Annotated in this window: 20 protein-coding genes; 6 read left to right on the plus strand and 14 right to left on the minus strand. The window is 58.1% G+C overall.

Annotation, left to right across the window (positions count from 1 at the left end; translation table 11 throughout):
- From ACR0KX_RS17640 to rpsL, 4 genes are all read right to left on the minus strand, one after another.
- The coding region (locus ACR0KX_RS17640; protein ID WP_215675807.1) for a GTP-binding protein at nt 1–91 on the minus strand (91 nt) is incomplete at its 3' end.
- Between the two features lie 60 nt (nt 92–151).
- Nucleotides 152–2269, minus strand: coding sequence for an elongation factor G (gene fusA / locus ACR0KX_RS17645; protein ID WP_170624510.1), 2118 nt, complete (start codon nt 2267–2269; stop codon nt 152–154).
- A gap of 18 nt (nt 2270–2287) precedes the next feature.
- Nucleotides 2288–2758 (minus strand): 30S ribosomal protein S7, encoded by a 471-nt coding sequence (gene rpsG, locus ACR0KX_RS17650; RefSeq protein WP_039529242.1) that lies wholly within the window; start codon nt 2756–2758, stop codon nt 2288–2290.
- 15 nt (nt 2759–2773) lie between these two features.
- Nucleotides 2774–3145: a 30S ribosomal protein S12 gene (gene rpsL, locus ACR0KX_RS17655; protein WP_005621086.1), complete on the minus strand. Its 372-nt coding sequence runs from the start codon at nt 3143–3145 to the stop codon at nt 2774–2776.
- A gap of 397 nt (nt 3146–3542) precedes the next feature.
- On the opposite strand from rpsL, the gene ACR0KX_RS17660 reads away from it, so the two are divergent.
- Together ACR0KX_RS17660 and ACR0KX_RS17665 are read left to right on the plus strand one after the other, a co-directional pair.
- A complete protein-coding gene (locus ACR0KX_RS17660; RefSeq protein ID WP_480708642.1) occupies nt 3543–4364 on the plus strand; it encodes a putative rhamnosyl transferase in 822 nt (273 codons plus the stop codon).
- Nucleotides 4361–5170: a putative rhamnosyl transferase gene (locus ACR0KX_RS17665; protein WP_480708643.1), complete on the plus strand. Its 810-nt coding sequence runs from the start codon at nt 4361–4363 to the stop codon at nt 5168–5170. The genes ACR0KX_RS17660 and ACR0KX_RS17665 overlap by 4 nt, the downstream gene beginning before the upstream one ends.
- On the opposite strand, the gene ACR0KX_RS17670 is transcribed toward ACR0KX_RS17665, so the two are convergent.
- Nucleotides 5155–6024, minus strand: coding sequence for a DMT family transporter (locus tag ACR0KX_RS17670; protein WP_170624512.1), 870 nt, complete (start codon nt 6022–6024; stop codon nt 5155–5157). The genes ACR0KX_RS17665 and ACR0KX_RS17670 overlap by 16 nt on opposite strands.
- Before the next feature lie 55 nt (nt 6025–6079).
- Between ACR0KX_RS17670 and ACR0KX_RS17675 the strand changes: the two genes are divergently transcribed.
- Entirely contained in the window at nt 6080–6793 is a 714-nt protein-coding gene (locus tag ACR0KX_RS17675) for a DinB family protein (RefSeq protein ID WP_480708644.1), read from the plus strand.
- Nucleotides 6794–6863: 70 nt separating this feature from the next.
- Here ACR0KX_RS17675 and rpoC read toward each other — a convergent pair whose 3' ends face one another.
- The 4 genes from rpoC to rplJ all read right to left on the minus strand — a co-directional run bounded on the left by rpoC (nt 6864) and on the right by rplJ (nt 16515).
- Nucleotides 6864–11105, minus strand: coding sequence for a DNA-directed RNA polymerase subunit beta' (rpoC, locus tag ACR0KX_RS17680; RefSeq protein WP_480708645.1), 4242 nt, complete (start codon nt 11103–11105; stop codon nt 6864–6866).
- Nucleotides 11106–11155: 50 nt separating this feature from the next.
- Complete coding sequence (rpoB, locus tag ACR0KX_RS17685; RefSeq protein ID WP_170624516.1) at nt 11156–15292, minus strand: DNA-directed RNA polymerase subunit beta; 4137 nt, start codon at nt 15290–15292, stop codon at nt 11156–11158.
- Between the two features lie 250 nt (nt 15293–15542).
- Nucleotides 15543–15917 (minus strand): 50S ribosomal protein L7/L12, encoded by a 375-nt coding sequence (gene rplL, locus ACR0KX_RS17690; RefSeq protein ID WP_170455057.1) that lies wholly within the window; start codon nt 15915–15917, stop codon nt 15543–15545.
- A 79-nt stretch (nt 15918–15996) separates the two neighbouring features.
- Nucleotides 15997–16515 (minus strand): 50S ribosomal protein L10, encoded by a 519-nt coding sequence (rplJ, locus tag ACR0KX_RS17695; RefSeq protein ID WP_170455059.1) that lies wholly within the window; start codon nt 16513–16515, stop codon nt 15997–15999.
- Nucleotides 16516–16916: 401 nt separating this feature from the next.
- Here rplJ and ACR0KX_RS17700 point away from each other — a divergent pair, with 401 nt between their 5' ends.
- On the plus strand, nt 16917–17876 hold the full coding sequence (locus tag ACR0KX_RS17700) for an aminoglycoside phosphotransferase family protein (RefSeq protein ID WP_170455061.1): 960 nt from the start codon (nt 16917–16919) through the stop codon (nt 17874–17876).
- 72 nt (nt 17877–17948) lie between these two features.
- Here the strand turns inward: ACR0KX_RS17700 and rplA are convergent, their stop codons facing one another.
- Nucleotides 17949–18647: a 50S ribosomal protein L1 gene (gene rplA / locus ACR0KX_RS17705; RefSeq protein WP_170455063.1), complete on the minus strand. Its 699-nt coding sequence runs from the start codon at nt 18645–18647 to the stop codon at nt 17949–17951.
- 1 nt (nt 18648) lies between these two features.
- Nucleotides 18649–19098 carry a 50S ribosomal protein L11 gene (rplK, locus tag ACR0KX_RS17710; RefSeq protein ID WP_010440985.1) on the minus strand — a complete coding sequence of 150 codons (450 nt, stop codon included), beginning with the start codon at nt 19096–19098 and terminating at the stop codon, nt 18649–18651.
- 215 nt (nt 19099–19313) lie between these two features.
- Between rplK and ACR0KX_RS17715 the strand changes: the two genes are divergently transcribed.
- Nucleotides 19314–20246 (plus strand): hypothetical protein, encoded by a 933-nt coding sequence (locus tag ACR0KX_RS17715; protein WP_170455065.1) that lies wholly within the window; start codon nt 19314–19316, stop codon nt 20244–20246.
- Nucleotides 20247–20470: 224 nt separating this feature from the next.
- Nucleotides 20471–20989 (plus strand): trimeric intracellular cation channel family protein, encoded by a 519-nt coding sequence (locus ACR0KX_RS17720; protein ID WP_480627309.1) that lies wholly within the window; start codon nt 20471–20473, stop codon nt 20987–20989.
- 76 nt (nt 20990–21065) lie between these two features.
- On the opposite strand, the gene nusG is transcribed toward ACR0KX_RS17720, so the two are convergent.
- From nusG to ccoS, 3 genes are all read right to left on the minus strand, one after another.
- Nucleotides 21066–21599, minus strand: coding sequence for a transcription termination/antitermination protein NusG (gene nusG, locus ACR0KX_RS17725; RefSeq protein ID WP_152459924.1), 534 nt, complete (start codon nt 21597–21599; stop codon nt 21066–21068).
- 189 nt (nt 21600–21788) lie between these two features.
- Complete coding sequence (secE, locus tag ACR0KX_RS17730) at nt 21789–21986, minus strand: preprotein translocase subunit SecE (RefSeq protein WP_050605011.1); 198 nt, start codon at nt 21984–21986, stop codon at nt 21789–21791.
- A gap of 101 nt (nt 21987–22087) precedes the next feature.
- Nucleotides 22088–22246, minus strand: coding sequence for a cbb3-type cytochrome oxidase assembly protein CcoS (gene ccoS, locus ACR0KX_RS17735; protein WP_170455067.1), 159 nt, complete (start codon nt 22244–22246; stop codon nt 22088–22090).
- Nucleotides 22247–22253: the final 7 nt, after the last annotated feature.

Consider the following 22253-nt stretch of genomic DNA (forward strand, 5'->3'; position numbering starts at 1 on the left):
CTGCGGTCAGCGTGGTCTTTCCGTGGTCAACGTGGCCAATCGTGCCGATGTTGACGTGCGGTTTTGTACGCTCAAACTTTTCCTTTGCCATGATGGCCTCCTTTTTCGGTAATGAAGGGAGTCCCTGACCGGAGCTCCCTCAAATCTTCGCTTATGCGTATTTCGCCTGGATCTCGTCCGAGATGTTCTGCGGAACCGGATCGTAGTGGTCGAACTGCATGGTGAACTGGGCACGGCCCGACGACATCGAACGCAGGGTGTTGATGTAGCCGAACATGTTCGCCAGCGGAACGAACGCGTCGATCGCGATCGCGTTGCCGCGCGGTTCCTGACCAGACACCTGGCCACGACGCGAGGTCAGGTCGCCGATGATACCGCCGGTATATTCTTCCGGGGTGATCACTTCGACCTTCATGATCGGTTCCAGCAGCTTCGCGCCAGCTTTGCGCATACCTTCACGCATACACATACGGGCCGCGATTTCGAACGCCAGAACGCTCGAGTCAACGTCGTGGAACTTACCGTCCAGCAGGGCAACCTTGAAGTCGATCACAGGGAAGCCAGCCAGCGGGCCGCTGTCCATGACCGAGTTGATGCCTTTTTCAACACCCGGGATGTATTCCTTCGGAACGGCACCACCAACGATGCGGCTTTCGAACGAATAACCTTCGCCCGGCTCGGTCGGCTGGATTTCCAGCTTAACTTCACCGAACTGACCCGAACCACCCGACTGTTTCTTGTGGGTGTAGGTGTGCTCGACCGGCATCGAGATGGTTTCACGATAGGCCACCTGCGGTGCACCGATGTTCGCTTCAACCTTGAACTCGCGCTTCAGACGGTCAACCAGGATGTCCAGGTGAAGTTCGCCCATACCCTTCATGATGGTCTGACCCGATTCCAGGTCAGTTTCCACACGGAAGGACGGGTCTTCGGCGGCCAGACGGGCCAGACCCTGGGACATTTTCTCTTGGTCGCCCTTGGTTTTGGGCTCAACTGCGATCTCGATCACCGGATCTGGGAAGGTCATGGTTTCCAGAACCACCGGATCCTTCGCATCACACAGGGTGTCACCGGTGGTGGTGTCTTTCAGACCCGCCAGCGCGATGATGTCGCCTGCAAACGCTTCTTCGATCTCTTCCCGGTTGTTCGAGTGCATCATCATCATACGACCGATGCGCTCTTTCTTACCTTTGGTCGAGTTCAGGATCGAGTCACCCTTGTTCATGGTGCCCGAGTAGATCCGGGTAAAGGTCAGCGAGCCTACAAACGGGTCGTTCATGATTTTGAACGCCAGACCCGAGAAGGCCATCTCGTCGTCTGCACGACGGGCGATGTCACGAACTTCTTCCTCGTCGCCGGGCTTGAAGCCCATGTAATCGACAACATCCAGCGGGCTGGGCAGATAGTCGATCACAGCGTTGAGCAGCGGCTGAACGCCTTTGTTCTTGAACGCAGACCCACCCAGAACCGGAACGAACGCGATGTCCAGCGTACCTTTGCGCAGCAGGGCGCGCAGGGTCTCAACGTCGGGCTCATTGCCTTCCAGGTATTCCATCATCGCGTCGTCGTCCATTTCGACGGCCGCTTCGATCATCTTGCCGCGCCATTCGTCAGCCATGTCTTTCAGGCTGTCGCGGATCGGTGCTTTGATCCAGCTTGCGCCCAGATCTTCGCCCTGCCACAGCCACTCTTCCATGGTGACCAGGTCGATCAGACCTTCCAGCTCGGACTCGGCGCCGATCGGAATACCAACCGGAACAGCACGTGCGCCGGTGCGGTCTTCGATCATGCGAACGCAGTTAAAGAAGTCTGCGCCGATCTTGTCCATCTTGTTGACGAAAACCATACGCGGAACCTTGTAGCGGTCAGCCTGACGCCACACGGTTTCGGTCTGGGGCTCAACACCGGCGTTCGCGTCCAGAACGCAGACGGCACCGTCGAGAACCGCCAGCGAGCGTTCAACTTCGATGGTGAAGTCAACGTGGCCGGGGGTGTCGATGATGTTCAGGCGGTGCTTGGGCGTGTCGGCATTCTGACCGTCTTCGGTGCGTTCCCAGAAGGTGGTGGTCGCAGCCGAAGTGATGGTGATGCCGCGTTCCTGCTCCTGCTCCATCCAATCCATGGTGGCTGCACCGTCGTGCACCTCACCGATGTTGTGGGATTTACCAGTGTAATACAGGATACGCTCCGAGCAGGTGGTCTTACCTGCGTCGATGTGCGCCATGATACCGAAGTTACGGTACAGTTCGAGCGGATATTCGCGTGCCATTTTTGATAAGCCTCTGAATTACCAACGGTAGTGGCTGAAGGCTTTGTTCGCCTCGGCCATCTTGTGGGTGTCTTCGCGCTTCTTCACGGCGGTACCGCGGGACTGTACAGCGTCCAGCAGCTCACCGGCGAGGCGTTCTTCCATGGTGTTTTCGTTGCGGCCGCGCGCAGCAGTGATCAGCCAGCGGATGGCCAAAGCTTCGCGGCGCTCGGGGCGGACTTCGACCGGAACCTGATAGGTTGCACCACCAACCCGGCGCGAGCGAACCTCGACCGACGGTTTGATGTTGTCGAGCGCTTCGTGAAACACTTCGACAGGCGCGCGCTTGATCTTGTTCTCAACGCGGTCAAAGGCGTTGTAGACGATGCGCTCTGCGACCGACTTCTTGCCGTCGATCATCAGGTTGTTCATGAATTTGGTCAGAACCTTGTCGCCAAATTTGGCGTCAGGCAGGACTTCGCGTTTTTCGGCGGCGTGACGACGTGACATATCAGCCTCTCCTTCTTACTTGGGACGCTTCGCGCCGTATTTCGAACGGCGTTGCTTACGATCTTTGACGCCCTGAGTATCCAGAACACCGCGCAGGATGTGGTAACGCACACCGGGAAGGTCTTTTACACGGCCGCCACGGATCAGAACAACCGAGTGTTCCTGCAGGTTGTGGCTTTCACCGGGGATGTACGAGATCACCTCGAACCCGTTGGTCAGGCGCACCTTGGCAACCTTACGCATAGCCGAGTTCGGCTTTTTCGGTGTGGTGGTGTAAACACGTGTGCAGACGCCGCGTTTCTGCGGGCACTGCTCCAGGTGCATGGACTTCGAGCGTTTTACTTTGGGCTGCCGCGGTTTGCGGATCAGCTGTTGAATAGTTGGCATTCCGGTTTCTTCCCCGTTTTGCAACACACATGACATGCACGCGGGTTGCGTGCGGTTAAATTTGCTGCACTCATGCGTCCACAAGCGCAAAATCCGCGAGCGTTCCCATTCCGAGGTGAACGTCGCGGTTGGTTATCAGAGGGCGCGAACGGCAAAATTGTCCGGGCCTTGACCAGTTCATTACTGAAATCGGTTATGGGGCGGCCCCCGGTACCGAGATGTCGCGCGTATTAAGGGGAGTCGGCCCAAGTGTCAACAGCACACCCGGTCCGCAGGTCAACTGGCCGTATCGCGGCGATTTATCAGGACGTGCTCCGGTTTGGCAATCGTTCCATTCGTTGCAGCCCATCGGATGCGCGGGCATAGTCGCCGCATCGGATGTCCCAGCGGGTGAATCATGCAAATCCTCGGCCTGTGCCGTTTTTCCTTTCCCGCCACTGACGGCTTTCAGATCCTGCATGACACGGTCGAGGACCGGAGGGCCTGTCTATACAGCCCCGCCCGGCTGGAAGAACGGTTCCGCCTTTTCGAAACAACCACCCTGCCCTGTTTTCGCGAACAGACCGATCCGGATTTCGATCTGATCCTGCTGACCGGAACCTGTTTGCCCAAACCCTTTCTTGAGCGACTGCAAGACGTCACGTCCGACGTGCGCCAGATCCGCATTATCCAGAAGGACCCCGCGCCGCACAAAGCTGTGGTTCGCGACGTTCTGAACAGCGCACGCCAGACGCCGGATCAGCCCTGCATCCAGTTCCGAAATGATGACGACGACGCGGTCTCGGTGGATTTTGTCGAACGGCTGCGCCGGACGGCGAACGACAACGCAGGCCTGATGCAACGGTATGAGAGTGTCGGGATCGATTTCAACTCGGGCTATCTTGCCCGGTTCGGGTCGGATGGGGTGCAGGCCACCGCCGTCATGCGCTCGCTGTTGGCCGTTGGCCTTGGGATGTTTGTTCAGGGCGGCAGCAGCAGAACCATATTCGACCGATTGCACAACCGATTGGCCCGGTTCATGCCGGTGATCAGCCAGCCCGATGCGCCGATGTGGGTGCGCGGGCTGAACGGGTTCAACGACTCGCCCCATGCGCGGACGGACAAGACCGAACTTCGCCCACTGACGCCACAGCAAGCCGGGGAATTCATCGCCCGCTTTGCCATCGACTCCGATGCCGTGAAGGCAGCCCACAGCAAAAAACCGGACGACCGGCCATGATACAGGTTATCGGTCTGTGTCGGTTTTCTTACCCTGCCATTGGCGGCTTTCAAGTCATGCATGACACGATCGAGGATCGGCGGCGTTTTCTCTATGACCCGGTCAGGTTGGAGCAGCGCTTTCACCTTTTGGAAACGCTGGCCCTGCCCGGTCTGCGGCACCAGACGGATGAGCGCTTCCAGTTTCTGATCGTTGTCGGCGAGTGTCTGCCCGAACCGGCCCTGCACCGGCTGCGCGACATCACGCAGGACCTGCCGCAGGTGCAGATTATCCCGAAACTGCCAAAGCGGCACCGCAAAGTCATGCAAGAGGTGCTGAATGCAGCGCGCAAGAACGCGGACCAGCCCTGCCTGCAATTCCGCCACGACGATGACGACGCCATTGCCATCGATTTTGTCCAACGCTTGCGAGCGGCGGCGCAGGATTGCGGCGGAACCCTGAAACAGCACGACACGGTGGGCATCGATTTCAATAGCGGCTATCTGCTGCATTCCGGGGATGCGGGCGTCTTTGCAGCGCAGATTCACCGGCCCTTGGTGACGGCCGGCCTGGGCATGTATGTCGCGGCAGGAAACCCCAAATCCATCATGAACTTCACCCACAACAAGATCAGCCGCGTCATGCCGGTCGTCACCCTGCCGGACAGCCCGATGTGGGTTCGCGCACTGCATGCGCATAACGACTCGCCTCAGGCCCGGAAAAACCTGAATGACCTTACGCCCGTCCGGCCCGCCGATGAGCAGATTCTACGCCAGCGTTTTGCGATTGATCCGGATGCTCTGCGGCAGGTTCAGTCGTCCGATTGAAGCGACCGCTCGCGCAAGAGTGTGAACAGCCCCGCCACGACAACCAAGGCCGCACCCATCAGCGTGACGCTGTCCGGCCAATCCCCAAAAACGAGCCAGCCCAGACCCAGCGCCCATAGCAGGCTGGAATAGCGGAACGGGGCGACAAATCCGACCTCGCCCACCCGCATGACCATCACGCTGAACGTATATCCCATCAGAACAAACACGGCCGCAGCCGCCACCAACCCACCGGTCACATGCGCAACCGGCACCCAGCCTTCGAACACCGAGATGATCGCCGCCGTCACCGTGATTGACAATGACGTCGCCAGAGTGACCACCATCGAAGGCACCTGTGCAGACATGCGCCGCGTGATCAGATCGCGCACAGTAACCGACAGCATCGCAATCAGCGCGTAGACCGCATACAGGTTGAACCCCTCGGGCCCCGGGCGGACGATCAGCAGCATTCCGGCGAACCCAATCGCAATGGCGATCATCCGCCGCCAACCGATGCTTTCATTGAAAAACAGCGCCGCCCCCAGCGTCACTGTCAGCGGCAACGCCTGCAAAACCGCCGTCACATTCGCCAGCGGCATGTTTTTCAAGGCCGCCAGAAAGAAGAACGTGGCCGACAATTCCGTCAGACACCGCAGGGCAACCAGAATTTTGTCATGCCGTGGAAAGTTCAGATGCAGTGCCCCAAGATGCCGGGCCAGCAGATAGATCAGCACCGTCGCCAGCACACCTCGCATGGCAATCAACTGGAACAACGGCAGGTCCTGCAGCGCAACCTTCACCAGTGTGTCGTTGACGGTAAAGGCCATCATGCTGCCCATCATCAATAGGGCACCTCGGACATTGGGGGTCATTCCGGTCTGATCCAAATACAAATGCTTTTGGGCATTGGTCTTTCAGGTCGCTGAAATGTCAACTCATCAATCAACGATCTCGCCCAGCATGACGGTGGTGTGGGGGGACACCTGTCCAGGCCGGAAGGGCCTATCCAAAACCGGCAGCACCTGTAAACTGATTGGCACCCGATACAGCCGCAGGCTGCACCGAGCTTGGCGAAATTGCTCACACTCGACGCAAATCGCCCGCTTTTCTCAAAAAACCCAAAAATGTGAGATCATTATGATTACAGCCGAATATTGCCGTCTATTCGCCCGTTACAACAGCTGGCAAAACTATTCGCTTGTTGCCGCCGCCGACGGTTTGAGCGAGTCCGAACGCTGGTCTGATCGCGGTGCATTCTTCAAATCCGTCGCGGCGACGCTGAACCATCTCTACTGGGCGGATGCGCTTATGCTTGAGCGCATCAAAGGCAACGAACGCCCGCAGGATACGGTATCGCATTCCCTGACAAGCCCCTCAAACTGGCCTGAATTCAAACGCCTACGGGCAGGCAGAGATTCTGAGATATCGCTCTGGGCAAACGGGCTTTCGGATAACGACCTGCATGGCGAGGTTGCCTGGTACCCGCCCCGGGGCTCGGCTCGGATCGTGATGTTGAAAACGGTCTGCATCCTGCAGTTCTTTAACCACCAGACCCACCACCGTGGGCAGATTCACGCCATGCTCACAGCAGCCGGAGCCGTACCCGACGCAACCGACCTTCCAAAAATGCCGTTGCTATAGGTGTCGGCGCGCTGAACAAAAAAAGGCCCCACGCAAGCGTAGGGCCTTTTCTATTCTTTCGATGCCAAGCTTACTCGCGGCTTTCCGGGGTTTCCACCAGAACGTCCAGCTCATCCCCCACCATGTCGTCGTCGAATGCCGGGGCGGCCAGAGCAGCGGCGGCTTCGGCTTCTTCCCGGCGGGCTTCGATGACCACGTTGTCACGCGACTGCGCGATGTGGCGGACGGCCTGGGTCGCACCACCTGTACCGGCGGGGATCAGACGTCCGACGATGACGTTCTCTTTCAGGCCAACCAGCTTGTCCTTCTTGCCCTGAACCGAAGCTTCGGTCAGCACACGCGTGGTTTCCTGGAAGGACGCCGCCGAGATGAACGAACGCGTCTGCAGCGAGGCTTTGGTGATCCCCAACAGGATCGGCTCACCCTGAGCCGGACGACCGCCACGCGAGAGTGTCTTCTCGTTGGCCGCGTCGAACTCCTGCTTGTCGACATGTTCGCCTTTCAGCAGGGTGGTGTCGCCTGAATCCAGGATCTCCCACTTCTGCAGCATCTGGCGCACGATGACCTCGATGTGCTTGTCGTTGATCTTCACGCCCTGCAGACGATAAACATCCTGCACCTCGTCGATCATGTAATCCGCCAGCGCTTCGACACCCATGATGGACAGGATGTCGTGCGGAGCCGGGTTACCGTCCATCAGGTATTCACCCTTCTGGATGAAGTCCCCTTCGGCGACCGGGATGTGCTTGCCCTTGGGCACCATGTACTCGATGGTCTCCATGGACTCGTCAGCCGGTTCGATGCTGATGCGGCGCTTGTTCTTGTAGTCGCGGCCAAAGCGCACGTAACCATCGGCTTCTGCGATGATCGCGTGATCCTTGGGACGACGGGCTTCGAACAGTTCAGCCACACGCGGCAGACCACCGGTGATGTCCTTGGTCTTGGCACCTTCACGCGGGATACGCGCGACAACGTCACCGGCTTCGACGGTTTGACCGTCTTCGACCGACAGAATCGCATCCACCGACATCGGATAGTGAACCGGGTTGCCCGCATCGTTGCGGACCGGCTCGCCATCTTCGCCAACCAGAATGATCTCGGGCTTGAGGTCGCTGCCTTTCGGGGCCGCGCGCCAGTCGATCACGATCTTCTGGGTCATGCCGGTTGCTTCGTCAGTCTCGTCGCGGACGGCAAGGCCCGAAACCAGATCGACATATTTCGCGGTACCGGCTTTCTCGGCGATGATCGGCAGGGTGTACGGGTCCCATTCGAACAGCTTGTCGCCACGGGCCACTTTGGTGCCGTCCTTGACGAACAGCTTGGAGCCGTAGCCCAGCTTGAAGCTGGCACGCTCTTCGCCGTGTTCGTCGTTGATCACCAGCTTCATGTTCCGGCCCATGACCAGGCTTTCACCTGCGGCATTGACCAGAATCTGCGGGTTCTCGAATGCGACAACGCCTTCCTGGTTGGCTTCCTGGAACGACTGCTGACCACCTTGCGCAACACCGCCGATGTGGAAGGTCCGCATCGTCAGCTGCGTACCAGGTTCACCGATGGACTGGGCGGCGATGATGCCGACAGCCTCACCCGTGTTCACCATGGTACCGCGCGCAAGGTCACGACCGTAGCAAGTTGCACAAACGCCTTCCTCGGACTCACAGGTCAGAGGCGAGCGGATGCGCATCGAGGCAACACCGGCTTCATCGATGGTGTCCGCCATGCGTTCGTCGATCAACTGACCTGCGGCCACGATCACCTCATCGGTGCCCGGACGCAGAACATCGTCAGCAGCGACACGGCCCAGCACACGTTCGGCCAGCGAGGCGACAACCTCACCGTCGTTCACAGCGGCTTCGGCAGTGATCGCGCGTTCTGTACCACAGTCGATCTCACGAACGATACAGTCTTGCGCCACGTCCACCAGACGACGGGTCAGGTAACCCGAGTTCGCCGTCTTCAGAGCGGTATCCGACAGACCCTTACGTGCACCGTGGGTCGAGTTGAAGTACTCGAGAACGGTCAGACCTTCTTTAAAGTTCGAAATGATCGGCGTCTCGATGATGTCACCGTTCGGCTTGGCCATCAGGCCGCGCATACCGCCCAGCTGTTTCATCTGAGTGACCGAGCCACGCGCGCCCGAGTGGGCCATCATGTAGACCGAGTTCGGTTCCTGATCCGACCCGTCTTCGGCCTTGGCGACGTCCGAGATGGTGCTCATCATCGCCTCAGTGACGCGGTCGTTACACTTCGACCATGCATCGACGACTTTGTTGTACTTTTCGCCCTGAGTGATCAGGCCGTCCATGTACTGCTGTTCAAAGTCCTTCACCTGACCGCGAGTGTCATCAACGATGCCCCACTTGTCGTTCGGGATGACCATGTCGTCCTTACCGAACGAGATGCCCGCCTTGAACGCTTCTTTGAAGCCCATCGACATGATCTGGTCACAGAAGATAACCGACTCTTTCTGACCGCAGTAACGGTAGACGGTGTCGATCACCTGCTGCACTTCCTTCTTCCGCAGCAGGCGGTTGACCAGCTCGAACGGCGCTTTGTTGTTCATCGGCAGCAAGGCACCCAGACGCAGACGGCCCGGAGTGGTTTCGTAACGCTTCTGAACTTCGTTGCCTTCGTCGTCGATCTGCGTGATCCGCGCGGTGATTTTGGTGTGCAGATGCACCTCACCGGCGTCCAGCGCGTGCTGAACTTCGTCGATCGAACCGAACACCTTGCCTTCGCCCGGCATGCCTTCGCGTTCCAGAGTCACATAGTAGAGACCCAGGATCATATCCTGCGACGGAACAATAATGGGCGCGCCGTTTGCAGGCGACAGAACGTTGTTCGTCGACATCATCAGAACACGCGCTTCCAGCTGCGCCTCAAGGCTCAGCGGAACGTGAACGGCCATCTGGTCCCCGTCGAAATCGGCGTTAAAGGCCGAACAGACCAGCGGGTGCAGCTGGATGGCTTTACCTTCGATCAGGACCGGCTCGAACGCCTGAATGCCAAGACGGTGCAGCGTCGGCGCACGGTTCAGCATGACAGGATGTTCGCGGATCACCTCGTCGAGGATATCCCACACTTCGGGACGCTCTTTCTCGACCAGTTTCTTCGCCTGTTTCACGGTCGAAGACAGACCCTTGGCTTCAAGGCGCGAGTAGATGAACGGCTTGAACAATTCCAGCGCCATCTTCTTGGGCAGACCACACTGATGCAGCTTAAGCTCCGGACCGGTCACAATGACCGAACGGCCCGAGAAGTCGACGCGTTTCCCCAGAAGGTTCTGACGGAAGCGACCCTGCTTACCTTTCAGCATGTCCGACAGCGATTTCAGCGGACGCTTGTTGGCGCCGGTGATCACGCGGCCACGACGGCCGTTGTCGAACAGAGCATCCACGGATTCCTGCAGCATCCGCTTTTCGTTGCGGACGATGATGTCAGGCGCGCGCAGTTCGATCAGACGCTTCAGACGGTTGTTCCGGTTGATGACGCGGCGATACAGATCGTTCAGATCCGAAGTCGCAAAACGGCCACCATCCAGCGGCACCAGCGGACGCAGTTCCGGCGGAATAACCGGGATCACGGTCATCACCATCCATTCGGGACGGTTGCCCGACTCGAGGAAGGATTCAACAACCTTCAGACGCTTGATGATCTTCTTGGGCTTCAGCTCGCCGGTTGCTTCGGCCAGATCAGCGCGCAGCTGCTCGGCTTCGGCTTCCAGATCGATCTGGGCCAGCATCTCGCGGATGGCTTCTGCACCGATGTTCGCGGTGAACGCGTCCATGCCATAGGCATCCTGTGCGTCCATGTACTCTTCTTCAGTCAGCATCTGGCCATAGGTCAGGTCGGTCAGACCGGGCTCGATGACGACATAGTTTTCAAAGTACAGAACGCGTTCCAGATCGCGCAGCGTCATGTCCAGCATCAGACCGATGCGGGACGGCAGCGATTTCAGGAACCAGATATGCGCAACGGGCGCGGCCAGTTCGATGTGGCCCATACGCTCGCGGCGGACTTTTTGCAGGGTGACTTCCACACCGCATTTCTCGCAGACAACGCCGCGATATTTCATCCGCTTATATTTGCCGCACAGACATTCGTAATCTTTGATCGGGCCAAAGATACGCGCGCAGAACAGGCCGTCACGTTCAGGCTTGAACGTCCGGTAGTTGATGGTTTCGGGTTTCTTGATCTCGCCATAGGACCAAGACAGGATCCGCTCGGGCGACGCCAGCGAGACCTTGATCTCGTCGAAAACCTTGGGCGGCGTCAGCGGGTTGAACGGGTTGTTGGTGATTTCCTGGTTCATTTGTTACCTCAAATCTTGCGGAAGGGGGGACGGGAGAAAGGGCCGCGCCCTTACTCCTCAACCTCCGCATCCAGGAGTTCCATATTCAGGCCGAGGCCACGGACTTCTTTAACCAGAACGTTGAACGATTCCGGTACGCCCGCTTCAAAGTTATCCTCGCCCTTGACGATCGACTCATAGACCTTGGTCCGGCCGGCGACGTCATCCGATTTCACGGTCAGCATCTCCTGCAGGGTGTAGGCGGCGCCGTAAGCTTCCAGAGCCCAGACTTCCATCTCACCAAAGCGCTGACCACCGAACTGCGCCTTACCACCCAGCGGCTGCTGAGTAACTAGGCTGTACGGCCCGGTCGAACGCGCGTGGATCTTGTCGTCCACAAGGTGGTGCAGTTTCAGCAGGTACTTGATGCCCACGGTCACCGGACGCGCGAATTGCTCACCGGTACGCCCGTCGAACAGAACCGACTGACCGCTTTCCGAGAAGCCCGCGCGCACCAGCGCGTCGTTGACGTCAGCCTCTTTGGCGCCGTCGAAGACCGGGGTTGCGATCGGAACACCGCGGGTCACGTTGCCCGCCGCCTCGATCAGGCCATCCTCGTCCAGACCGGTGATGCCTTCTTCGTAGACATCCTCGCCATAGGCCAGCTTCATCGCTTCGCGCACCGGGGTCAGATCGCCGGAACGGCGGTATTCACCCAAGGCGTCGTCGATGTTCAGACCCAGACCGCGCGCGGCCCAACCCATGTGGGTTTCAAGGATCTGACCAACGTTCATACGCGAAGGCACACCCAGCGGGTTCAGACAGAAGTCAACCGGCGTACCATCGGCCAGGAACGGCATGTCTTCCATCGGAACAACCTTGGAAATCACACCTTTGTTCCCGTGACGACCAGCCATCTTGTCGCCCGGCTGCAGCTTACGCTTAACGGCGATGAAGACTTTGACCATCTTCATCACACCCGGCGGCAGGTCGTCGCCACGGCGGACCTTCTCGACCTTGTCTTCGAAACGGGCGTCCAGAGCACGCTTCTGCACTTCGTACTGCTCGTTCAGAGCCTCAACGATCTGTGCGTCCTGCTCGCCTTCCAGCGCCAGCTGCCACCACTGACCACGGGTCAGGGTTTCCAGCAGATCTTCGGTGATCACCGACCCTGCCTTGACGCCCTTCGGGCCTTTGACAGCGGTTTTACCCAGGATCAGGCCCTGCAGACGCGCATAGATGTTGCGGTCAAGGATCGCCAGTTCGTCGTCCCGGTCACGGGCCAGACGTTCAACTTCCTCACGCTCGATCTGCAGCGCACGCTCGTCTTTTTCGACGCCGTGACGGTTGAAGACACGAACCTCAACGACGGTACCGTAATCGCCCGGCTTCACGCGCAGCGAGGTGTCGCGCACGTCAGATGCTTTCTCACCAAAGATGGCGCGCAGCAGCTTTTCTTCCGGGGTCATCGGGCTTTCGCCCTTCGGGGTGATCTTGCCCACCAGAATATCGCCCGGCTCAACATCCGCACCGATGTAAACGATGCCTGCCTCGTCGAGGTTGCGCAGCGCTTCTTCACCGACATTCGGGATGTCGCGGGTGATCTCTTCCGGGCCCAGCTTGGTGTCACGGGCGGCGACTTCGAATTCCTCGATATGGACCGAGGTAAAGACGTCATCACGCGCGATACGTTCCGAGATCAGGATCGAGTCTTCGTAGTTGTAACCGTTCCACGGCATGAACGCGACGACCACGTTCTTACCAAGGGCCAGTTCACCCATATCGGTCGAGGGACCGTCGGCAATGACCTCGCCCTTCTGGACGGTGTCACCCACCTTGATCAGCGGACGCTGGTTGATGCAGGTGTTCTGGTTCGAACGCTGGAACTTGCGCAGACGGTAGATGTCAACACCAGCGTCGCCCAGTTCCAGATCTTCGGTGGCGCGGATAACGATACGCTGGGCATCGACCTGGTCGATGATACCGGCGCGTTTCGCCTGAATCGCAGCGCCCGAGTCGATCGCAACCTTTTCCTCGATACCGGTACCGACCAGCGGTGCCTCGGCCCGCAGCAGCGGAACCGCCTGACGTTGCATGTTCGAGCCCATCAGAGCGCGGTTGGCGTCGTCGTTTTCAAGGAACGGGATCAGCGATGCTGCTACTGATACCAGCTGTTTCGGCGACACGTCGATCAGGTCCACATTCTCGCGCGGGGCGAGGGTGTAGTCACCGGCCTGACGGGTCGACACCAGATCGTTGATGAACTTGCCATCGGCATCCAGCGTCGCGTTCGCCTGCGCCACGGTGTGACGCATTTCCTCGGTCGCGGACATGTAGTGCACCTCATCGGTCACCTCGGCGTCTTTGACGACGCGATAAGGTGTTTCGATGAAGCCATACTTGTTCACACGGGCAAAGGTGGCCAGCGAGTTGATCAGACCGATGTTCGGGCCTTCCGGCGTTTCAATCGGGCACATCCGGCCATAATGGGTCGGGTGTACGTCGCGCACCTCAAAGCCCGCACGCTCGCGCGTCAGACCACCGGGGCCAAGCGCCGAGAGGCGGCGTTTGTGAGTAACTTCCGACAGCGGGTTGGTCTGGTCCATGAACTGCGATAGCTGCGAAGAGCCAAAGAATTCACGAACAGCAGCCGCAGCCGGTTTCGCGTTGATCAGGTCCTGCGGCATGACGGTGTCGATCTCGACCGACGACATACGCTCTTTGATCGCGCGTTCCATGCGCAGCAGACCGACGCGGTACTGGTTTTCCATCAGTTCGCCGACCGAACGGACACGACGGTTGCCGAGGTGGTCGATATCGTCCACGTCGCCTTTGCCGTCACGCAGTTCAACTAGCGCCTTGACGCAGGCCACGATGTCTTCGCGGCGCAGGGTGCGCAGGGTGTCCGGCGCGTCCAGAGCCAGACGCATGTTCATCTTCACGCGGCCAACGGCGGACAGGTCATAGCGTTCGCTGTCGAAGAACAGGGTGTCGAACAGAGCGGACGCAGCCTCGACGGTCGGCGGCTCACCCGGACGCATGACGCGGTAAATGTCCATGAGCGCGCTTTCGCGGTTCATGTTCTTGTCCTGCGCCATAGTGTTGCGCATGTACGGACCAACATTGACGTTGTCGATGTCCAGAACCGGAATGTCGGTGATACCCGCGTCGATCAGCTCTTTCGCGGTGCCACCGATCAGGTCGCCGTCCTTGTCGTATTCCAGCGTCAGCTCGTCACCAGCTTCAACATAGATCGCACCGGTTTCTTCGTTGATGATGTCCTTGGCGACATATTTGCCAACGATGTGATCGAACGGAACCAGCAGGTCGGTAACGGTGCCTTCGTCGATCAGCTTCTTGACCGCGCGCGGGGTGACCTTCTTGCCTGCTTCGGCAATCACTTCACCGGATTTGGCGTCAACCAGATCATAGGTCGGACGGGTGCCACGCACACGCTCGGGGAAGAACGGCGTGACCCAACCCTTCTTCTTGTCCAGCTTGTAGGACACGGTGTTGTAATACGCGTCCATGATCGCTTCCTGATCCAGACCCAGCGCATAGAGCAGGGTTGTCACAGGCAGTTTACGACGACGGTCGATCCGGGCGAACACGATGTCCTTGGCGTCGAACTCAAAGTCCAGCCAGCTGCCGCGATACGGGATGATGCGGCAGGCAAACAGCAGCTTGCCCGAGGAATGGGTCTTGCCCTTGTCGTGGTCAAAGAACACACCGGGCGAGCGGTGCATCTGGGACACGATCACACGCTCGGTACCGTTCACGATGAACGTCCCGTTCGGCGTCATCAGGGGCATGTCGCCCATGAACACGTCCTGTTCCTTGATGTCTTTGACCGATTTCGCGCCGGTGTCCTCATCGACATCAAACACGATCAGACGCAGAGTAACCTTCAGCGGCGCGCTGTAGGTCATGTCGCGCTGCATGCACTCTTCGACGTCGTATTTGGGCTTTTCCAGATCGTATTTCACGAACTCCAGAACGGAGGTTTCGTTGAAATCCTTGATCGGGAAAACCGATTGGAACACGCCTTTGATGCCTTCGCCGTCGGTGGGCTGCTCTGCATCGCCGGAGCGCAGGAAAAGATCATAAGAAGATTTCTGGACCTCAATGAGGTTCGGCATTTCCAGCACTTCGCGGATTTTGCCGTAATATTTACGAAGACGTTTCTGGCCAAGGAACGTTTGAGCCATGTCAGATGTCACCTTTCGATGTTCTCAGCGGGCAAAGACACCGTCGGGCCCCGGCATCTTGCACAATCGAGACAACACGTCCGGATCAATTCATGGCCACCGTCCCGAAGGCAGCCTCCCGATCCGAAAACCGTGTCTTAGAAAACGCCCCTTTGATTGAGGCCCTTTCTAAGACAGGTTCGGCTGGACCCGGATTTCTCCGGACCCAGCCAAATTTTGTGGCGCATCAGCGATGCACCTGTCGGATGGCTTAGGCCAGCTCGACTTCGGCGCCAGCTGCTTCCAGCTTGCCTTTGACTTCTTCGGCTTCCTCTTTCGAGACGCCTTCTTTGATCTTGCCGCCAGCTTCGACCAGTTCCTTGGCTTCTTTCAGGCCCAGACCGGTGATGCCGCGAACTTCTTTGATCACGTTGATTTTCGAAGCGCCGGCGTTCTTCAGAACGACGTCGAATTCGGTTTTCTCTTCCTCAGCTGCGCCACCGGCGTCGCCACCGGCTGCCATGACAACTGCGCCGCCGGCTGCGGGCTCAATGCCATATTCGTCTTTGAGGATGGTTTTCAGTTCTTGTGCTTCCAGCAGGGTCAGACCCACGATGCTTTCTGCGAGTGCTTTCAGATCAGCCATTTTATCAGCTCTTTCCGTTTACAGTGTGTGTTCCAACGTCAGGGGGTTTCCCCTACGCAGATCATTCAGTGCCAACCGCTTACGCAGCTTCCGCCTTCTCTTCGATGGTGGAAAGGATGCTTGCGATGTTGCTTGCAGGTGCGCCAATCGCGCCGGCGATGTTCGAAGCAGGTGCGCCAATGCAGCCCACGATCGAAGCAATAAGCTCCTCGCGAGACGGCATTTTCGAAACTGTTTCGACGCCTTTGCGGTCCAGAGCGTTCTCACCCATTGCACCACCAAGAATCTCAAAATTCTTGTTATCCTTGGCGAAGTCCTCGGCCACCTTGGCTGCTGCCACGGGGTCCTCGGAATAGGTCAGAACGGTCATCCCTGTCAGCAGGTCGGCCATGCTTGCACACGGCTTACCCTCAAGGGCGATTTTGGCGAGCCTGTTCTTGGCAACACGCACGGAGCCACCCGCGTCACGAGCACGTGCGCGAAGGTCCTGCATCTCGGCAACTGTCAGACCGGCGTAGTGAGCAACCACTACGACGCCAGAGCTTTCGAAGATTTGGCCGAGTTCCTCGACCACTTTCTCTTTCTGGGCTCTATCCACAGTTCTCTCCAAGTTAGGGGCGATACCTCACCCCGGCTCATATTTGCCGCAGCTTTCGCTCCGGCGTTCAGGTCCGTTATTACGGGATTGGCCAAAATGCGCCCGAGGGTGGGACCCTCAGAATTCTTTGGTCTTACCCGTCTCAGGCAGGGAATTAAGGGGCCGGATGGCACCACCCACCGTCTTGGACGAAACGAAAGAAAGCGCACGACGAATCGCACGCTTTATTCCGCAGGTCTACTTAGGGCAGACAGGTCCGGTTTCCAAGGGGTAAATTGCACGTACCAGCGATCTATCGCCCGTATGTCCGGTTCAGGCGGACCATTGACACGATTGCACCGCTCTTGTCTTGTCAGACCCGCCGCCGGGGCGCAGAAATTCAGACGCAGATTTGCGAGACCATGCCGACACTTACGATTTCCGAATACGACATGGCCCGCGAGTTTGCCAACGAATTTGCGCGCGATCACCTGCGCGACCACATCACCGGGCTTCATTGCGTCTACCGATCACATGGCTTCCCCGGTTCGCGCTTTGTGATGAAGGTCGAAACCCCGTCGCAGGACTACGCGTTGAAGATCGATACCATCTCACCCGAATCCGGACGGCTGCCCAACGAATTCCAGGTGCTGGCCCGCGTGCACGATCATTTCCGACGGCACGAGACCGCCCGCGTGGTCCGCCCGGTATTCCTGTCGCCCGGCGGCGCGTTCATGGTCACCGAATATGTCGACCGCCCCACCGCCGTTGATGTGATCTACAACAGCACCGACGATAAACAGGTTGCCCAGATCTACCGCCGCGCCGGGTCGTGGCTGCATCACCTGCACAGCATCCAGAAGCCGACCGACTACGCGTTCCGACCGCGCTGGATGACCGACAACATCCGCGAACTGTCAACACTCGTTCCCCCCGATATCGCCCGGATCAGCCAGCCCATGGTCGATGCTTTCTTGGCCGAAGCCGCGCGCCTTCGAAACCGGCCCGACCTGCGCGTATTCTCGCACGGAGATTTCCACGGCCTGAACCTGATCATGGGTCAAGGCACCACTATCGGGCTGGATTTCACCGAAGCACGGGACAAGCTGGCCGTCTATGATATCGTGGATTTCCTGAAAGCGGACATATTCCGGGACGGCCCCAAGCCCGAGGTTGACCGAAGCGGCATCCTGAAAACCAACAAGCAGATGTTCTTCAAACTCTACCGCCACCCCATCGACATGGAGATCCTGGATTGCTGCCTGCGGGGTCGCCTGCTGAAAGACTGGCTGCGCCTGTGGCGGCCGGATTTTATTTGCAGCCAGTTTGAAGAACGTAAACGCGACCGCCTGGAAACCCGCTTGCGGCAAATCTTTCTGTAACGCCTGAGGCAAAGAAAAACCCGGGCCGTTCGCACGACCCGGGTCCATTTTCCAATGACTGAAAGCCGGGGCTTATTCGCCCGCAGCCGCCGCCACGTCCAGAGTCACGCCCGGGCCCATGGTCGAGCTCAGCGCGATTTTCTTCATATAGGTGCCTTTGGCGCCCGACGGTTTGGCCTTGGCCACAGCCGAGATGAAGGCACGGACGTTTTCGACCAGCTTGGCTTCGTCAAAGGACGCTTTGCCAACACCGGCATGCACAACGCCGCCTTTTTCCGCCTTGAACTGAACTTCACCGCCCTTGGCTGCTTCCACGGCCGCTTTCACGTCCATGGTCACAGTGCCGACCTTGGGGTTCGGCATCAGGTTGCGGGGGCCCAGAACCTTACCCAGACGACCGACGATCGGCATCATGTCCGGGGTGGCAATGCAGCGGTCGAATTCGATGGTGCCGCCCTGAATGGTTTCCATCAGGTCCTCTGCGCCAACGATATCTGCGCCAGCTTCTTTCGCCTCGTCAGCTTTGGGGCCACGTGCGAACACAGCAACGCGCATCGCTTTACCTGTGCCGTTCGGCAGGCCGACAACGCCACGAACCATCTGGTCCGCGTGACGGGTGTCAACGCCCAGGTTCATCGCGATTTCGATGGTCTCGTCGAATTTCGAGGTTGCATTGCCCTTGACCAGAGCAACCGCATCTTCAACCGACAGGTTTTCCTTGCCGGCGACAGCTTCGCGCGCAGCGCGGGTACGTTTACCGAGTTTTGCCATCTTACTTCACCTCGATGCCCATAGAGCGGGCCGAGCCCAGGATGATCTGCATTGCGCCTTCGACGTCGTTGGCGTTCAGATCTTTCATTTTGGCTTCGGCGATTTCGCGAACCTGCTTTGAGGTCACGGTTGCCACGGTCTCACGACCTGGGTTTTCCGCGCCACGAGGACGGTTACGCTTGCCGACCGGCTTCAGACCAGCTGCTTTTTTCAGGTAGTAAGACGCGGGCGGCGTCTTGATGTCCATGGTGAAGGACTTGTCCTGATAATAGGTGATCACGGTCGGGCACGGAGCGCCGGGCTCCATGTCTGCGGTCTTGGCGTTGAACGCCTTGCAGAATTCCATGATGTTGATGCCGCGCTGACCCAGAGCGGGGCCAACTGGCGGCGACGGGTTCGCCTGACCTGCAGGAACCTGCAGCTTCATTGTACCAGCAAGCTTCTTGGCCATTTGGTTTTCCTTTCAACTAAGGTGAAACGCGTTCCACCCAGATTATGTTGCGTGGTTCGGACCAGGATCGCGATCCCAGCAACCTCCCACGAGAGAATCTCGCCCGAAGACGATAGAGGCGGCATTTATAGGGGAATGGTGGGGTTGGCAAGAGCATTGCTTCGCAGCGTACTGGAATTACAGTGAGTAAAAGTCGAATTTAAAAAATCATCCAAATGAACATTGCGCAGCGCATTCTAAAACTCATAGGCGGGCTTTTCTTGCTGTGGCTTGTCCTGTTTGGCGCAAGCATACATTTTGGCCTTAAAGCAAGGTCAGAACAGGAGGAAGCTGCGAAAGAACAGAGAATTCAGAAACTCCGCCGTGAATGGCAAGAGCTATGCGCCGTCGAAGACTGCGCTCAATTTCCTGTTGGTTACATTACCTACAAATTCGGGCCGGATCTGTACTATTTCCCGACAATTGGCTTGATGACCGAAAAACCACCCACTTTCACCGGTGGACTTTTGCCAGGCAGGTATGTCGAACTGGACGAAGAGAACAACACCAGACGCTCTTTCTCAGACAGCGGCAGTTTCAAAGTCTCCAGCTGCTGTCACTATCTTCTGGCGTTCTATGGGCTTGCCACAGGCATTCCAAAAATTCTTCGCGATAGTAGGGGCCATCGAATGGTTTCAACCATAACAAATTTCAATTCTCATGATCACCCTTACGGCCACAACAAGATCGGCCGCTGGCTTGATTTTGAGGTCGACGAAACACCTTCAATCCAAGCGGTCATCCGCGCTGATCAACCGTCTTTCAACGACGATTTTTGGCTTCTCTATTCTGGTGAGCCAAATGAGAAAGGAGGAAGAGATTTACGACTGTTGTCAAAACGCCCATTGATCAATGATAGGCATATTCTAGGCATGTGTGACTCATTGTGCACATTTGCAACAGTTTCATTGAAGGAAGCGACTGGTGGGACACAGCCACATATAACTCTCAAATGGATGACAATACCCAGAGTGAAGTCTTGTAATCCGGGCGGCTCTTCATACGGATGCCCCCTCTCTCTGGAAGCATTCGAAGAAGTCCCGCGCTTATTGGCCGTGATTGACGAAATGTTCGAGGCTGCGAAGAAGAAACCCTCAGTAGAGAACTGACTTGCACCCAAAGCACTTTTGCTACTCACTCGGCACCAAAGCAAATGCTGCGGTACCCACCTGACGCGCCATTCCGGGCACCTGAGAAAAATAAACAACGGACACGAGGTCATGGACTTTCAATACCTGATCGGCCTGGTCGGCATGGCGGCCTTTGCAATCACCGCCGTGCTGGCGGTCGCCCCGCGGGGCATCGACATCTACAGCGCCTGCTTTTGGGGATCGTGACCGCGATTGGCGGCGGCACCATTCGCGACATGGTGCTGGATGCGCCGGTATTCTGGTCGATGGATCCGAACTATATCTGGGTGGCGCTCATCGCCAGTCTTGTGACCGTTTATGCCTACAGATTTGCCCGGCAGGAGTCTGTTTACCGCCTCATGCTATATACCGACGGCCTCGGCGTGGCGCTGTTTGCAATTCAAGGCGCAAACAAGGCCTGGGGGTTGGGGTTCGGCTTGCCGGTCGGGCCTGTGATCCTCGGGGTGGTTACGGCCGTTGGCGGCGGCATCATACGCGACGTGCTGGCCGGGCAACCCACATTGCTCATGAGCCGGGACATCTATGCGTTTCCGGTATCCGTCGGATGCGCCCTTTATGTCCTGCTGCTGTATCTGGTTCCGGAGCACTCGACCGTGTCAGGCGTCGTCTGCGCAACCTTGATTTTCGCCATGCGGGCCGCCGTCATTCGCTGGGACCTGCGATTGCCCGACTGGGTGATGGTTCAGGCCAAACGCAGCTAAAGACTGCTTGGTCTACAAACAAAAAAACGCCACGAGCCCAAGCATCGCGGCGTTTCAAAAATCGTTGAGAGCCAGCTTAGCTCTGCTTCGTGACCTGAGTGAAATCCAGTTCCACCGGCGTTTCCCGACCAAAGATCGAAACCGAGACCTTCAGCTTCTGGTTCTCGTCGTCCACGCCTTCGACCATGCCGTCGAAATCCTCGAACGGGCCGTCGTTGACCTTGACCTTCTCACCTACTTCGAACGAGATCATCAGTTTTGGCGCTTCTTCGCCTTCCTGAACGCGGTTGAGGATCTGGTTCACCTCGGCGTCGCGCATGGGCATCGGGCGGCCCTGCGGGCCCAGGAAACCGGTGACGCGGTTGATCGAGTTGATCAGGTGATAGCCCTGATCGGACATTTCCATATGCACCAAAACGTAGCCGGGCATGAAACGGCGTTCGGTCGTGACTTTCTTGCCCCGGCGCACCTCGATCACCTCTTCGGTGGGCACCAGAACCTCGTCGATATCGTCCTCAAGGCCCTGTTCAGCCACCGACGTGCGGATCTGCTCTGCGATCTTCTTTTCGAAATTCGAAAGAACGCTGACCGAGTACCACCGTTTCGCCATGAACCTGTCGTCCTTGTTTGCCGTCAGGGCGGTGCAAGCGCCCTTCATTGAAATTCTATCGCGTGACCCGGAATAAAAAGCGGCGCGCAACCTGATTCGCCGCACGCCCATTCCGAATAGTCATGTCACCTACTCTGACACGCCGTGCTGTGCAAGGGGGCAGTGGCGTTTCCGCCCGCCCGGACCGGCTTAGCTGAACGCGCCCAGGATCAGTTGCAAGCCGCCGCGAATACCCAGATCGACCAGAGCGAAAAACACAGCCGTCAGCGCCGCCATGATGAACACCATGACCGTGGTCAACAGCACCTCACGCCGGGTCGGCCAGACGACCTTGGAGACTTCGGCACGGACTTGCTGAATGAACTGGATCGGGTTGGTGGTGGCCATGTGGCTTGATCTCTCTGCTAGCGGATAGGCCGGACATAGCCGGGCATTGCGGCAATTTCAAGGGCGGTTCGGATCAACTCTGCCTGGGCGATGCGACCCGGTTACGGCTTGGGCTTATCGTCCCATTCATCGCTGAGAATTCGACGGGCGTCGCCTTCGGGATCTTCATACTGGTTCGAACGGACGGTGTAGACAAACGCGACCAGGCCAACACCCCCCAGAAACAGGGAAATCGGGATCAGATAGGCCAGTACTTCCATTCTTGGG

This window comes from Ruegeria sp. BG5 (assembly GCF_056538425.1).